The following is a 13,420-nucleotide window of genomic DNA, read 5'->3' on the forward strand; positions in this document are numbered from 1 at the left end:
GGCGCAATTCCGGTACTGATTGTCGAATTCTCGCGACCCACTTGACCGCAGCACTGTGACTGCGGTCACATCTTAGGGGTAAATAGTTGAGCACTTAGCAAATCTCGACTGCAGCTCCACCCAGCCCAAGGGAGCCCCTTCAGAATGAGTACCTCCGTCACACCTGCTCTGTCCGCCGAGGTGATCGGCGCACGGATGGAGCGGTTGCCGATCAGCCGATGGCACATCAAGGCGAGAGTCATCGCCGGCGCCGTCACCTTCTTCGACGGGTTCGACCAACTGATGATCGCCTACTCGATGCCCCAGATCGCCAAGCAGTGGCATCTGACCTCGTCATCGATCGCCTGGATGATCGCCGTGGGCGGCATCGGCATGCTGGTGGGCGCGCTTCTCGGCGGATGGTTCGCCGACCGCTACGGCCGGATCAACGTGATCATCGTCTCGCTCGTGGTCTACTCGGTCCTCAGCCTCGGCATGGGCCTGACGCACAGCCTCGAGCTGTTCGTGATCTTCCGATTCCTGCAGGGGCTGGGGCTCGGCGCCGAGGTCCCGGTGGCCGCCAGCTACATCGGCGAGATCACGAAGGCGCACGGCCGCGGCCGCTTCGTCCTGCTCTACGAGACGGTGTTCCCGATCGGCCTGGTGTGCTCGGCGCTGGTCGCGTCGTGGATGGTGCCGGCGCACGGCTACCGCTGGCTCTTCGCCCTGGGCGCCTTGCCCATCCTCCTGGTCCCGTCGCTGTTCCGACTGCAGGAGTCGCCGCGCTGGCTGGCCTCGCGCGGCCGGCTCGACGACGCCACCCGCACCCTGGAGAAGATCGAGTCGGAGGTCACCAAGCAGTTCGGAACGCTGCCCGACTACGACCGGAACCCGCCGGCCGAGGTCACCGTGCGCAGCTCGTTCGTCGAACTCTTCAGCGTTCGTTACCGCCGCCGCACCGCGATGGTCGCCACGGCGTGGCTCACCGCCTACTTCGTCAACTACGGCATCGCCTCGTGGTTGCCGGTGCTGTTCACCCGCATCTTCAAGGTGGGGGAGAAGACCGCGCTGCACTACAGCGTGCTGACCAGCCTCACCGGCCTGGTCGGTTGCCTCACCGTGGCGTTCCTCATCGACCGCCTGGGCCGCAGGCTCTGCATCTCCGCCTCGCTCGGATTCGCCGCCCTGACGCTGTTCCTGCTCGCCGGATTCGGTACCGGCTCGGCCGGCCAGGTGGTGCTGTGGGCCGCGGGCACCGCACTGTTCATCTTCGCCGTGAACATGGCGCTCTACGTCTACACCGCCGAGCTCTACCCGACCCGGATCCGCGCCCAGGGGTGCGCCTTCGGTGGGGCCGCCGGCCGCCTCGGCATCATCTTCGGCCCGCTGGTCGTCGGTTGGGTGCTCACCGCGAGCAACGACTCACTGTCCTGGCTGTTCACCACCTTCGGACTCGTGGCGGTCGTCGGCTGCCTGGTGGTCGCGACGTTCGGGATCGAGACCAAGGAACGCACCCTCGAGGAGATCAACCGATGAACGCCCCTGTGACCACGGCGACGCCGTTCGTACCGGTGACCGACGAGATCGGCGTGGGCGGCGTGTGGCGCCGCGGCACGGGCCCCGTGTTCGAGGTCGTCGACCCCGCCACCGGCCGGGCGCTGCAGACCATCACCCAGGCCACCGCCGACGACGTCGACATCGCCGTCGAGGCCGGCCGACGGGCCGCCGAGGACCAGGAGTGGCGCGGCCTGCAGCCGCACCAGCGCGCCCGGTACCTGGCCCGGATCGCCGACGCCATCGAGCTGCACCTCGATGAGCTCGCGGCCCTGCAGACCGCGAACACCGGCAAGTCGATACATGAGACGCGAGCACTGGTGGGCAGCGCGGCGGGTACCTTCCGCTACTTCGCCGCGGTCCTCGAGAGCGGCGACGCCGATCTCACCGCACCGCGGGGCGACTACCTCACGATGAGCGTCTACGAGCCGATCGGCGTGGTCGGCGCGATCGCGCCGTGGAACTCGCCGATCGCGAGCGATGCGCAGAAGATCGCCCCCGCCCTCGCGGCGGGCAACGCCGTCGTGCTCAAGCCCGCGGAGTGGACCCCGCTGGTCTCGATGCGGCTGGCCCGGATCATCGACGAGTCCGGCCTGCCCGCGGGCCTGCTGTCGGTGCTCCCGGGCAAGGGTTCGGTGGTGGGCGACGCGATCGTCCGGCATCCGGGCATCGGCAAGGTGACCTTCACGGGCGGCACGACCACCGGCCGGCGGATCGCGCACCAGGCCGCGGAGAAGCTGATGCCGGTCTCGCTCGAACTGGGCGGAAAATCGCCGACCATCGTGCTCGACGACGCCGACATCGACCTCACCGTGAACGGGATCCTGTACGGGATCTTCTCCTCCAGCGGGCAGAGCTGCATCGCCGGCTCCCGACTGTTCATCGACCGGAGCCGCTACGACGAGGTGCTCGCCCGCGTCGTCGAGGGCGCCCGCGCACTGCGGCTCGGTCCCGGCTCGGATCCGCGGACCCAGGTCGGGCCGCTGGTGCACGCGAAGCACCGCGACGACGTCGCCGGCTACGTCGACCTCGCCCGCGAGGAGGGCGGCAGGATCCTCTGCGGCGGTGAGCGACCCGATGATCCAGCACTCGCCGACGGCTCGTACTACCTGCCGACGGTGATCGACGGACTGGCCAACGACGCCCGCGTGTGCCAGGAGGAGATCTTCGGCCCGGTCCTCGTCGCGCTGCCCTTCGACGGGGAGGAGGACCTGCTGGCGCAGGCCAACGACTCGGTCTTCGGTCTGGCGTCCGGCATCTGGACCCGCGACTACCGCCGCGCCCTGCGGCTCGCCCGCCGGCTGCAGGCCGGCACGGTGTGGATCAACACCTACAAGCAGTTCAGCATCTCCACGCCCTTCGGCGGTGTGAAGGAGAGTGGCCTGGGGGTGGAGAAGGGGCGCGCGGGGATCGCCGCGTACTCCCGCCAGAAGAGCATCTACCTGGGCATGGACCCGGAGCCGAATCCGTGGGCGATCCCCCGGTGAATCCATGAGCGCCGCACCGACATCCGCGGCGATCTCGATACCCAGCAGGTACGGAAGGACAGCAGAGAAATGAATCCACCCATCGCTCGCATCCGCGCGCTCCGCTCCGTGGAGCTCCGCGTGCCGACGGTGACCGACTCCACGGACTTCTACGAGAACGTCTGGGGCCTGAAGGTCGTCGAGCGGGACGGCGCCCAGGCGTGGTTGCGGGGCACCGGCATGCAGCACCACGTGCTCCAGCTCAGCGACGCGCCGCAGAACGGCCTGGGCCGCATCTCCTTCGCCGTGGCCACCCCGGCGGAGGTCGACGAGGCCGCCCGCAGGCTGGAGTCCAGGGGGATCGGACCGATCGCCGGGCCAGGACCGCTCGAGCAGGTCGGCGGCGGCTACGGCCTGCGCTTCGCCGATCCCGAGGGCCGGGTCGTCGAGATCTCCGCCGACACCTACGCCGTCACGAAGATCGAGACCGGCGACGCCGTCCCGGTGGGCGTGACGCACGTGGTGCTCAACACGGTGGACATCGATGCGGCCGTGGCCTTCTACACCGACGTGCTCGGCATGCGGGTCTCGGACTGGTCCGAGCACCAGATGGCCTTCCTGCGCTGCAATGCCGATCATCACAGCATCGCGTTCAACCAGGCCGAGTGGACCGCGGTGAACCACATCGCCTACCAGATGCCCACCGTCGACCACTTCATGCGCGGCATCGGACGCCTTCGGCACCACGGCATCACGCCGCTGTGGGGTCCGGGCAAGCACGGTCCCGGCGACAACACCTTCTCGTACTTCGCCGATCCGGCCGGGCTGGTGTGCGAGTACACCTCGGGCATCGCGCAGGTCGACGAGGACGCCTGGCTGTGCCGCGTCTGGCGTCGCGTGCCGGAGCTCTCCGACCTCTGGGGCACCGCCGGCCCGCCGTCGAAGCAGGTCCGCAGCCACATGGCCGGCGTCCCGGATCCCGGCCCCGCGCGGCCGGCCGCCGTCGGCGCCGCGGTGTCGTCGTGACCGTGTACGTGCAGGAGGCCGGGACCGGGCCCGCGCTGCTCATGTTGCACGGGATCGGGGGCTCGTCCGAGACCTTCGCGGGCCAGTTCGCGGGGATCGGCGGGCTGCACCTGTTGGCGTGGGACGCACCGGGATACGCCCGTAGCGACGACCCCGCGGAGCCGCTCGACCTCGACGACTACGCCGACGCGGCGGCCGACGTGATCCGGAGCCGGTGCGCCGACGGGGCGCACGTGCTCGGTATGTCCTGGGGCGGCGTGATCGCCGTCCGGCTGGCGTTGCGGCACCCGGACCTGGTGCGCAGCCTGATCCTCGGCGATTCCACAGTCGGATCGGGCACGTCGCCCGAGTCGGCGGCCGCGATGCGCGCTCGGGCGGACGAGCTCGGTGCGCACGGCGCCCCGGCGTTCGCCGCGGCGCGCGCGCCCCGGCTGCTCGCCCCCGGTGCCGACGACGACGCCGTGAGTGCGGCAGCCGACCTGATGGCGGCGTCGATCCGGTTGCCCGGCTACGGCTACGCGGCCGAGTCGATGGCGGCCACCGATCACACCGAGGCCCTCGCCGGGGTCGCGACACCCACTCTGGTCCTGTGCGGCGACGAGGACCGGATCACCGGCCGGGATGCCAGCCAGGCGCTGGCCGGCGGCATCCCCGACGGTGTGTTCGTGACCGTCCGCGGTGCCGGGCATCTCGCGAATCAGGAACAGCCCGAGGCGTTCAACGCCTGGACCGAGTCGTTCGTGCAGATCACCGAGCTACTGCTCACCCGTTGACCACCACCCCAACAGACACAGGAGAAAGAACATGTCGCACTCGCCCGCAGCCCCCCAGGACTACCTCGAGAACGATCTCGCGGAGTACGCCGATTCACTCATCCTCACCAAGGCCAGCCGCTACGAGGACTGGGACACCCTCTCCTTCCAGGAGCAGGCCGGACCGCAGTTCCGCCGCGCCCAGATCCGCTACGTCGGCTCCGGCGCCACCGGCAACCACGACGGCGACGGCCGCAGCATCGCCTCCCGCGGCTTCACCTTCTCGAACATGCTGCTGCCCCCCGGCGGCGAGGGCCCCGAGCACACCCACCACGACGTGGAGGAGGCGTTCTTCGTCCTCGAGGGCGAGGTCGAGGTCGGCGTGCACCGCGACGGCGAGGTCGTCAAGCGCGTGCTCGGCTACCGCGACATGATCGTGGTACCCGCCGGCGTGCCGCGCAGCCTCAAGAACATCGGCGACACCGACGCCCTGTTCTGCGTCATCATCGGCACGCAGAAGCCGCAGATCCCGACCTACCCGGAGACCTCGGTCATGCACGGGGTCAGCCGGAACTGATGGCGGACAAGGCAACCGAACGGGGCTCCCTCGCCGGGCGGACCGTCCTGGTCACCGGCGCGGGGCGCGGCCTCGGCCTCGCGATCGCCCACCGCCTCGCGGAGGCCGGCGCCCGGCTGTGGCTCGCCGATGTCCGTGCGGACTGGGGCGAAGCCGCGGCCGAGGCGCTGCGGACCGACGGTGCGGACGCCCGGTTCCTCGAGGTGGACCTGCGGGACGAGGAATCCGTCGCCGCGATGGCGGCCGTGGTCTCCGCGGACGGCCCGCTGTACGGCCTGGTCAACAACGCGGCCCTCGCCGACGGCGTCGGCGGCAAGGCGGTGCACGAGCTCGCGGTCGCGGAATGGGACCGGGTGCTCGGGGTGAACCTGCGCGGGACCTTCCTGGTCAGTCGTGCAGTGATCCCCGCGATGCTCGAGGCCGGCGGCCGGATCGTCACCATCGGCTCGGACGCGGCGCTCTACGGTTCCGGCCGGCTGTGCCACTACGTCACCTCCAAGGGCGGCGTCGCAGCACTGACACGGGCGATGGCTCGCGACCTCGGTCCGCACGGGATCACCGTCAACACGGTCTCGCCCGGCCTGACCGAGTCCGAATCGGCCGCCATGGTGCCCGCGCACCGGCACGACCTGTACCGGGCGAACCGCGCGCTCACGCGCGACCAGCAGCCCGCCGACCTGGTGGGGGCCGTCGCGTTCCTGCTCGGCGATGAGGCCTCGTACATCACGGGGCAGGAGCTCGTCGTCGACGGCGGCTTCGTCTTCCACTGATCCGACCCATCGACACGATCAAGGACCGACCGTGGATCTTCAACTGCAAGGACGTACCTACCTGGTCACCGGGGGCAGCTCCGGGATCGGGCACGCCACCGTCCGGCTCCTTCTGGCCGAGGGCGCGAACGTCGCCACCTGCGCCCGGGACCTCGGGCGCCTGGACGCCGTCTTCGACGGTGCCCCGGGGCGCGACCGGCTGTTCACGGCGGCGTGCGACGTGCGCGACGGCGCCGCGGTCCGGGCCGTGATCGACGGTGGCGCCGACCGGTTCGGCGGCCTCGACGGGCTGGTGAACAACGCGGGCGGATCCCGGATGAAGCCCCGTGACCAGGTGACGATGGACGACTGGCGCGACGAACTCGATCTCAAGTTCGCCGGCGTGCTGAACCCGGTCGAGGCTGCGCTGCCCCTGCTCAAGGCGTCGTCGTCGGCGTCGATCGTCAACATCAACGCGGTGCTCGCCCGGCAGCCGGAGCCGAGGCTGGTCACCACGAGCGCCGCCCGCGCGGGACTGCTCAACCTGAGCAAGTCGATGTCGCTGGAGTTCGCGTCCGACGGCATCCGGGTGAACTCGGTGGCGCTCGGCCTGGTGGACACCGGGCAGTGGCGCCGCCGGTACGAGGAGAGCGGCGACGCCCGGAGCTTCGCCGCCTGGGAGGCCGACATCGCCGCGGACCGGGGCATCGGCCTCGGCCGCTTCGGCCACGCGCACGAGGTGGCTCCCGTCATCGCCCTACTGCTGTCCCCGGTCGCTGCCTATGTGACCGGAACCACCGTCGAGGTCGACGGAGGCGTCGCCCGCTATGTCTGAGGAGAAGAGAACCATGAAGAGCAACGGTGGCGACCTGCTGGTGCAGGTGCTTCGAGAGGCCGGCGTCGACACGGTCTTCGGCGTGGTCAGCGTCCACAACCAGCCGCTGGTCCAGGCCGTCAGCCGGGACCTGCGGTTCGTGCCGGTCCGGCACGAGGCCTCGGCGGTCAACGCCGCGGACGGCTACGCCCGCGCGACCGGCGGCCTGGGCTGTGCGCTGACCAGCACCGGCACCGGCGCGGGGAACGCCGCCGGGGCGCTGATCGAGTCGCTGAGCTCCGGTACGTCGGTGCTGCACGTGACCGGCAACATCGAGAGCCGGTACCTCGGTTCCGGCCGCGGCTTCATCCACGAGACGAAGGATCAGCTGGGGATGCTGACCGCGGTCTCGCATCACGCCGAGACGATCGTCGACGCGGACGGCGCGGGCAAGGTGCTCCGGGCCGGTGTGGCGCGCGCGCTCGAGCGGCCGGGCGGCCCCGTCAGCATCGAGTGGCCGATCGACCTGCAGTACTCGGCGCAGGTGGTGGAGCCCGCCGCCGCGCCCGAGCCGGAGGCGGGCACGGCACCGTCGGACGCCGCGATCGCAGGGGCCGTCGAGGCGCTGCGCGGCGCCCGCCGGCCGGTGATCTGGGCGGGTGGCGGCGTGGCCCGGGCCGGCGCCGAGCTCGCCGGACTCGTCGAGAGCTGGGGTGCGGCTCTACTGACCAGCAACTCCGGGCGCGGCGCGGTCCCTGAGGATCACGAGCTCTGCATCGGCAACTACGGCAACTCGCCGCTCGGCCGCGAGCTGCTCGCCGATGCTGACGTGTTGCTCAGCATTGGAACGCATTTCCGCTCCAACGAGACCGGTGACTACGCGATGCCCGTGCCGACGGTCCATGTGCAGGTCGACCTCGACGAGGCCGCGATCGGCCGCGTCTACCCGGCGACCGGAGTGGTAGGTGATGCGGCCGCCGTGCTGACCGCGCTGACGGCCGCCGGCCTGGGAGCCGCGGACCCCGCGTGGACGGAGCGCGCGCGCAGCACCCGCGACGAGGTCCGTGCGCGCCAGCGCGCCGGGCTCGGCCCGCACGCGCTCCTCGCCGATGCGATCCGCGCGTCCGTCCCGCGGGACGCCGTGGTCGCCCGTGATGTCACCATCGCCTCCAGCTCGTGGGGCAATCGCCTTCTGCCCATGTACGATCCGCGCTCGAACATCTTCCCGCGCGGCGGCGGTATCGGCCAGGGCCTCGGGATGGCGATCGGCGCGGCGCTCGCCGACGAGACCCGCCCCACCGTCGGCATGGTCGGTGACGGGGGCCTGGCCGTGCACTTCGGCGAGTTGATGACGATGGCGCAGGAGCAGCCCTGGCTCGTGCTGGTGGTCTTCAACGACCGCGGCTACGGCGTTCTGCGGAACATGCAGCAGGGCCTCGGACAGAGCACCTACGCGGTGGACTTGGCGACCCCGTCGTTCGAGATGCTGAGCGCCGCGCTCGGTCTCGAGTACCGGTGCATCGCCACGTCCGAGCAGGCCGGCCCGATCCTGCGTGAGGCCGTCGACCTGCGCCGCCCGGTGATCGTCGAGGTCGACCTGGCGAGCTACGGGGAGATGCCGGCACCGTTCACGCCGCCGGTATCGGTGCCCGACGCCGAGGAGGCGTGAGGTGGGGGCGAGCACCGTCGCCGTCGTCGGCGGCGGCATCGGCGGCCTGACCGCCGCGATCGCGCTGCGCGCGCAGGGGATCGATGTCGTCGTCCACGAGCAGGCCTCGCGGTTCGCCCGCGTCGGCGCGGACATCAACCTCACCCCGAACGCCGTGCGCGCCCTCGACGGGCTCGGCGGCGGGCTGGGCGAACGGCTGCGCGAGAACGCCGCGCGCCCCCGGTACCGGATCAGCCGGACCTGGGACACCGGCGTGGAGACCTCGCGGATCGCGATGGGTGAGGACGCGGAGATCCGTTACGGTGCGCCGCAGCTCACCCTCCACCGCGGCGATCTGATCTCCGCGCTCGAGGACCGCCTACCCGCGGCGACGGTACGCTTCGGTAGCCGGATCGAGTCGGTCGATCCGGGGGGCGCAACCGACTCCGACGGTGCCGTTCTCCGTTTTGCGGACGGCTCGTCGGAGGAAGCGGACCTGGTGATCGGCGCCGACGGCATCCATTCGCGGGTGCGGACGGCGATGTTCGGCGCGGAGCGTCCGACCTTCACCGGCGTGGTCGCCTTCCGCTCCGTGGTCCCCGCCTCGCGCCTGACGGGCGTTCCGAACCTCGACTCGTTCACCAAATGGTGGGGGCCGGACCGTTCGACCCAGATCGTCACCTTCCCGCTGACCCGCGGCGAGGAGATCTTCGTCTTCGCCACCGTCGGGCAGGAGGAGTGGACCGAGGAGTCGTGGACCACGCCGGGCAGCGTCGACGAGTTGCGTGCGCTGTACGAGGGCTTCCACCCGGAGGCCCGAGCCCTCCTCGAGGGCTGCGACGAGACCCTCAAATCCGCTCTGTACGTGCGCGACCCACTGTCCGAATGGTCGGCGGGCCGCGCGGTCCTACTGGGCGACGCATGCCATCCGATGATGCCCTTCATGGCGCAGGGCGCCGGTCAGGCGATCGAGGACGCGGTGGTGCTGAGCAGGATGCTCGCCGCCCATGCAGGGGCGGCGGACGCCGTCCGGGCCTACGAGGCCGAGCGGCGCCCGCGCACGGCGCGCATCCAGATCGGTTCGCGGGGGAACGATTGGCTCAAGTCCGAGGGCTCCGGCGACTGGGTCTACGGGTACGACGCCTGGTCCGTTCCCACGACGGTGCCCGGCACCGTCGCCTGAGCGCGGGGACGCCGGACGGGACCGATTCTCCGGAAGGTGTTCCCTTCTTAATAACTTAGCGCTAAACTATTGAGAGCAAAGTCACATTGTCGCCGCGGCCAGCCACCGCTCACACTCACCATCTCGAAGGATCACGACCATGTCAGTAGCTGACGCCCTTCAGCTCCGCGTCCGCCAGTTGCGCTGGGAGTCCGACAACGTCGTCTCGCTGGTGCTCGAGCACCCGGCGGGCGAGTCGTTGCCCGAGTGGGCGCCGGGGGCCCACATCGACGTGCACCTCGGGTCCGGCCTGATCCGGCAGTACTCGCTGTGCGGCGACCCCACGGACAAGACCCGGTACCGGGTCGCGGTGCTCAAGGAGGAGGCCGGGCACGGCGGATCGCGCTACGTCCACGAGCGCCTGCGCCCGGGTGACCTCCTGCCGACCGCGGGCCCGCGGAACAACTTCGACCTGATCGACTCGCCCGAGTACGTGTTCCTCGCCGGCGGCATCGGCATCACGCCGATCCTGGCGATGGTGGCCGAGGCCGAGCGCCGTGGCGCGCGCTGGGAGCTGCACTACGGCGGGCGCAGCCTGGATTCGATGTCGTTCCTGGGGGAGCTCGCCGGGTACGGCGACCGTGTGCACCTCGTGCCCCAGGACGCCGAGGGCATCCTCGACCTGCCCTCGATCATGGGCACCGCACGGCCGGACACTCTCGTGTACGCCTGCGGCCCGGAGCCGCTGCTCGCAGCGGTGGAGGAGGCCGGTGCGGCCTGGCCGAGCGGATGCATCCAGCTCGAGCGGTTCAAGTCCGTGCCGCGCGAGGCCGGGGAATCGTCCTCGGACACCGAATTCCGAGTGGTCGCCGAGCGCTCGGAGATCGCGGTGACGGTCGCCCCCGGCGTCTCGATCATGGACGCGCTCGAGGGCGTGGGCATCGACGTGCCCAACTCGTGCCGGGACGGCATCTGCGGGAGCTGCGAGACGCGCGTGCTCTGCGGCCAACCCGACCACCGCGACTCGATCCTGTCGGCCGACGAACAGGAGACCGGCGAAACCATGATGCTCTGCGTCTCCCGCGCCCTGTCCGACGAGCTCGTGCTCGACATCTGACCCGCGAAACAGCCCCAGCCAAACCGATGGAGTGACGATGACAACCCGCACCGCCGAACCCGCGTACCTGGTCCCCAACCAGACCCGCCGCGGTCCCCTGACGCCCTACGACGACAAGCTCGCCAACGCGATCCGGGCGGTCTTCGCGACCGGGACGCACGACCTGCTGGGCCTCGTGGAGGGCCTCAACGATGTGGGCATCCACGCCCCTGACGGTAAGCCGTGGACCACCGAGACGTTCACCCACGAGATGAGTGTGAAGGGAGCCTGAGATGGCCAACTACTACAAGCAGCAGGGGCTCGACGCCGAGCGGATCCTGGCCACGGGTCTGCGCGACCAGTGGTACGCGATCTGCCCGTCGGACTTCGTCGAGACCGGTGGCATGCGCCGGATCACCCGCTGGGGTCAGGACTGGCTGCTCTTCCGCCTGTCCGACGGCACCGTCCGGATGCTCGCCGACCGGTGCCCGCATCGCGGCGCACCGCTGTCGCAGGGCATGCACCTGGGCGACCGAGTGCAGTGCAAGTACCACGGGGTCCAGGTGGACGGCAGCGGCACCGTCGTCGCCGTCCCCGGCATGCCGGGCTGCCCGCTCGAGGGGCAGGAGCTGGTCACCAGCCTGCCGGTCCGTGAGATCGGCGGCGCGGTCATGGCGTTCTTCGCCGGCTCCAGGGACTCCGAGCCCGTGGAGTTCGGGCTGCCCGAGCCCCTCGAGGATCCCGAGATCTCGAGCTTCCTCTGCTACGCCGAGTGGGACGCGCCGTGGCGCTTCACTCTCGAGAACCTGCTCGACCCGATGCACGGCGCCTACTTGCACAACGATTCGCACTCGATGTCCGAGGGTGAGTCCTCGGCCCGGTTCCGTATCCGCGAGACCGACCGCGGCTTCTTCTTCGAGAAGACCGACCAGATCGGCAAGAACTTCGACTGGGTCGAGTACAGCTTCACCGGGGGCGATTGGGTGAACCTGTCGATCCCCTACCCGGCGTCCGCGGGACCGGGCGGTGTGTTCGGCATCGTCGGGATGGGCACCCCGATCGACGAGAACCGGACGGCGGTCTTCTTCTGGCGCTACCGCAAGGTGGAGGGCTGGGAGCGCGACGTGTGGCGGTTCCTGTACCGGACCAAGCTCGAGGACGACCACTGGGTGGTGCTCGAACAGGACCGCGTGATGCTGGAGGGCATGGCGGCCGACGCCGACGCGGCGGAGAATCTCTACCAGCACGACTTGGGCATCGTCCGGCTGCGGAGGTTGTTCAAGGGGAAGGCGCAGGCGCAGGCCAAGGCGCTGCTCGGCTGAGACCCGGACGTGAACGGGCGGTGGTGCGGTTCCGCGCCACCGCCCGTTTCGGCGTCGTGCGGGCGATCAGGCCGGATCGGGCCCGGGGGCCTTCGCGGTGACGATCGATGTCTCCAGGCGTGAGAGCAGTGACCCCAGTTCGGATCGCTCGTCGGCCTCGAGTCCGGCGAGCATGTCCGCCTCGTTGGCGAAGTGTTCGCGGGCCACCGTGTGGATCTTGTCGAGTCCCGCATCGGTGAGGCGGACGTAGACCACCCGCCGGTCGTCGACGTCGCGCTCGCGGGTGACGAGGCCCGCCGCCTCGAGGCGGTCGACGCGCAGGGTGACGCCGCCGGTACTGACCAGCGACGACTCCGCGAGATCGCGGGAGGTCATCCGGTACGGCGCGCCCGAGCGGCGGAGCGCCGTCAGGACGTCGAAGGAGGCGATGTTGATGTCATGCCGGGCGAACAGGTCGGTGAGGCTGGCCGCGTACCGCACGTACGAGCGGTGCAGCCTGCCGAACACCTGGAGGGGGGAGACGTCGAGGTCGGGCCACGTCTCGTGCCATTGCTCCGTCGCCTGGTCGACGGCGTCGGACGGACGTTGATCCCGACGGCCCGATCCTGCTCGTCCCATTCCCTGCCTCCTGTGTCCGGCGTGTATGCCATATCAATACCAGCATCTCGATCCCGCAGGATTCCGGACCGGGCCGCGGGGCCTCAGGGGCGCTGCGGCAGCGCGGCGATCGCGTCGATCTCCACGGAGGCGCCGTACGGCAGTCCGGCGACGGCGAGGAAGGTCCGGGCGGGACGGGGCTCGGCGAAGATCCGCTCGAACTGGGCGTTCGCATCGTCGCGGAGGGTCAGGTCGGTGACGTAGTACGTGAGCTTCACGACGTCCGAGAGCTGCCCGCCCACGGTCGCGAGCCGCTCCGTCATGCGGTCGATCGCCGCGTCGAGGGCCTCGGTGCGGCCCTCGACCGCGTTTCCCTCGGGGTCGACGGAGAGCGCGCCCGAGACGAACGCGAGGTTGCCGGTGGCGACGGCGGGGCTGTACGGGTGGGATGCGGGGGAGGCGAACGACATGGTTCTCAGCTTTCGGTCGGGGGCTGACCTCTAAAGTTTAGCGCTTAGTAGTTGATATGTGAACTATATGCGCGAGGTCATCCGGCGGCGAGCGGCGTGGAGTTCGCGTATGCGGGCTCGGAAACGGAGACGGAGCTGGACCGGGGCATCGTCGATGTGTTACAAGTTAATGATCATTCTGTCACTTGGTGACACCGCAGAAGGACGT

The 13,420-nt window shown here is 70.3% G+C and carries 14 protein-coding genes; 12 read left to right on the forward strand and 2 right to left on the reverse strand.

All coding sequences use genetic code 11. The features are described from left to right. Positions 1-144 precede the first annotated feature (144 nt). From AXK60_RS06640 to AXK60_RS06695, 12 genes are all read left to right on the forward strand, one after another. A complete protein-coding gene (locus AXK60_RS06640) occupies positions 145-1,515 on the forward strand; it encodes an MFS transporter (protein WP_068570282.1) in 1,371 nt (456 codons plus the stop codon). Beyond that, positions 1,512-3,020, forward strand: coding sequence for an aldehyde dehydrogenase (locus tag AXK60_RS06645; protein ID WP_068570283.1), 1,509 nt, complete (start codon positions 1,512-1,514; stop codon positions 3,018-3,020). The genes AXK60_RS06640 and AXK60_RS06645 overlap by 4 nt, the downstream gene beginning before the upstream one ends. Positions 3,021-3,089: 69 nt before the next feature. Further along, positions 3,090-4,025 carry a VOC family protein gene (locus AXK60_RS06650; RefSeq protein WP_068570284.1) on the forward strand — a complete coding sequence of 312 codons (936 nt, stop codon included), beginning with the start codon at positions 3,090-3,092 and terminating at the stop codon, positions 4,023-4,025. Positions 4,026-4,066: 41 nt separating this feature from the next. Then, positions 4,067-4,798 (forward strand): alpha/beta fold hydrolase, encoded by a 732-nt coding sequence (locus AXK60_RS06655; RefSeq protein WP_068570318.1) that lies wholly within the window; start codon positions 4,067-4,069, stop codon positions 4,796-4,798. 31 nt (positions 4,799-4,829) lie between these two features. Beyond that, positions 4,830-5,354 (forward strand): cupin domain-containing protein, encoded by a 525-nt coding sequence (locus AXK60_RS06660; RefSeq protein ID WP_068570285.1) that lies wholly within the window; start codon positions 4,830-4,832, stop codon positions 5,352-5,354. Then, positions 5,354-6,124 carry a 3-oxoacyl-ACP reductase family protein gene (locus tag AXK60_RS06665; RefSeq protein WP_068570286.1) on the forward strand — a complete coding sequence of 257 codons (771 nt, stop codon included), beginning with the start codon at positions 5,354-5,356 and terminating at the stop codon, positions 6,122-6,124. The genes AXK60_RS06660 and AXK60_RS06665 overlap by 1 nt, the downstream gene beginning before the upstream one ends. A 31-nt stretch (positions 6,125-6,155) precedes the next feature. Beyond that, a complete protein-coding gene (locus tag AXK60_RS06670; protein ID WP_068570287.1) occupies positions 6,156-6,938 on the forward strand; it encodes an SDR family oxidoreductase in 783 nt (260 codons plus the stop codon). 13 nt (positions 6,939-6,951) lie between these two features. After that, on the forward strand, positions 6,952-8,586 hold the full coding sequence (locus AXK60_RS06675; RefSeq protein WP_068570288.1) for a thiamine pyrophosphate-binding protein: 1,635 nt from the start codon (positions 6,952-6,954) through the stop codon (positions 8,584-8,586). Position 8,587: 1 nt separating this feature from the next. Continuing rightward, complete coding sequence (locus AXK60_RS06680; RefSeq protein WP_068570289.1) at positions 8,588-9,748, forward strand: FAD-dependent monooxygenase; 1,161 nt, start codon at positions 8,588-8,590, stop codon at positions 9,746-9,748. 139 nt (positions 9,749-9,887) lie between these two features. Further along, on the forward strand, positions 9,888-10,844 hold the full coding sequence (locus AXK60_RS06685) for a PDR/VanB family oxidoreductase (RefSeq protein WP_068570290.1): 957 nt from the start codon (positions 9,888-9,890) through the stop codon (positions 10,842-10,844). A 37-nt stretch (positions 10,845-10,881) separates the two neighbouring features. Further along, positions 10,882-11,115 carry a recombinase-like helix-turn-helix domain-containing protein gene (locus AXK60_RS06690; protein ID WP_068570319.1) on the forward strand — a complete coding sequence of 78 codons (234 nt, stop codon included), beginning with the start codon at positions 10,882-10,884 and terminating at the stop codon, positions 11,113-11,115. Position 11,116: 1 nt separating this feature from the next. Further along, positions 11,117-12,145 carry a Rieske 2Fe-2S domain-containing protein gene (locus AXK60_RS06695; RefSeq protein ID WP_068570291.1) on the forward strand — a complete coding sequence of 343 codons (1,029 nt, stop codon included), beginning with the start codon at positions 11,117-11,119 and terminating at the stop codon, positions 12,143-12,145. Between the two features lie 66 nt (positions 12,146-12,211). Here the strand turns inward: AXK60_RS06695 and AXK60_RS06700 are convergent, their stop codons facing one another. Together AXK60_RS06700 and AXK60_RS06705 are read right to left on the reverse strand one after the other, a co-directional pair. Next, complete coding sequence (locus AXK60_RS06700) at positions 12,212-12,763, reverse strand: MarR family winged helix-turn-helix transcriptional regulator (RefSeq protein WP_068570292.1); 552 nt, start codon at positions 12,761-12,763, stop codon at positions 12,212-12,214. 83 nt (positions 12,764-12,846) lie between these two features. Then, positions 12,847-13,212, reverse strand: coding sequence for a RidA family protein (locus AXK60_RS06705; protein ID WP_068570293.1), 366 nt, complete (start codon positions 13,210-13,212; stop codon positions 12,847-12,849). Positions 13,213-13,420: the final 208 nt, after the last annotated feature.

The organism is Tsukamurella pseudospumae, assembly GCF_001575195.1.
GTDB classification, from domain to species: domain Bacteria; phylum Actinomycetota; class Actinomycetes; order Mycobacteriales; family Mycobacteriaceae; genus Tsukamurella; species Tsukamurella pseudospumae.

Bases quoted from the DNA above. Each gene is read 5' to 3' on its own strand.
- AXK60_RS06640 (WP_068570282.1), top strand. From the start codon at position 145: ATGAGTACCTCCGTCACACCTGCTCTGTCCGCCGAGGTGATCGGCGCA.
- AXK60_RS06645 (WP_068570283.1), top strand. From the start codon at position 1,512: ATGAACGCCCCTGTGACCACGGCGACGCCGTTCGTACCGGTGACCGAC.
- AXK60_RS06650 (WP_068570284.1), top strand. From the start codon at position 3,090: ATGAATCCACCCATCGCTCGCATCCGCGCGCTCCGCTCCGTGGAGCTC.
- AXK60_RS06655 (WP_068570318.1), top strand. From the start codon at position 4,067: ATGTTGCACGGGATCGGGGGCTCGTCCGAGACCTTCGCGGGCCAGTTC.
- AXK60_RS06660 (WP_068570285.1), top strand. From the start codon at position 4,830: ATGTCGCACTCGCCCGCAGCCCCCCAGGACTACCTCGAGAACGATCTC.
- AXK60_RS06665 (WP_068570286.1), top strand. From the start codon at position 5,354: ATGGCGGACAAGGCAACCGAACGGGGCTCCCTCGCCGGGCGGACCGTC.
- AXK60_RS06675 (WP_068570288.1), top strand. From the start codon at position 6,952: ATGAAGAGCAACGGTGGCGACCTGCTGGTGCAGGTGCTTCGAGAGGCC.
- AXK60_RS06685 (WP_068570290.1), top strand. From the start codon at position 9,888: ATGTCAGTAGCTGACGCCCTTCAGCTCCGCGTCCGCCAGTTGCGCTGG.
- AXK60_RS06690 (WP_068570319.1), top strand. From the start codon at position 10,882: ATGACAACCCGCACCGCCGAACCCGCGTACCTGGTCCCCAACCAGACC.
- AXK60_RS06695 (WP_068570291.1), top strand. From the start codon at position 11,117: ATGGCCAACTACTACAAGCAGCAGGGGCTCGACGCCGAGCGGATCCTG.
- AXK60_RS06700 (WP_068570292.1), bottom strand. From the start codon at position 12,763: ATGGGACGAGCAGGATCGGGCCGTCGGGATCAACGTCCGTCCGACGCC.
- AXK60_RS06705 (WP_068570293.1), bottom strand. From the start codon at position 13,212: ATGTCGTTCGCCTCCCCCGCATCCCACCCGTACAGCCCCGCCGTCGCC.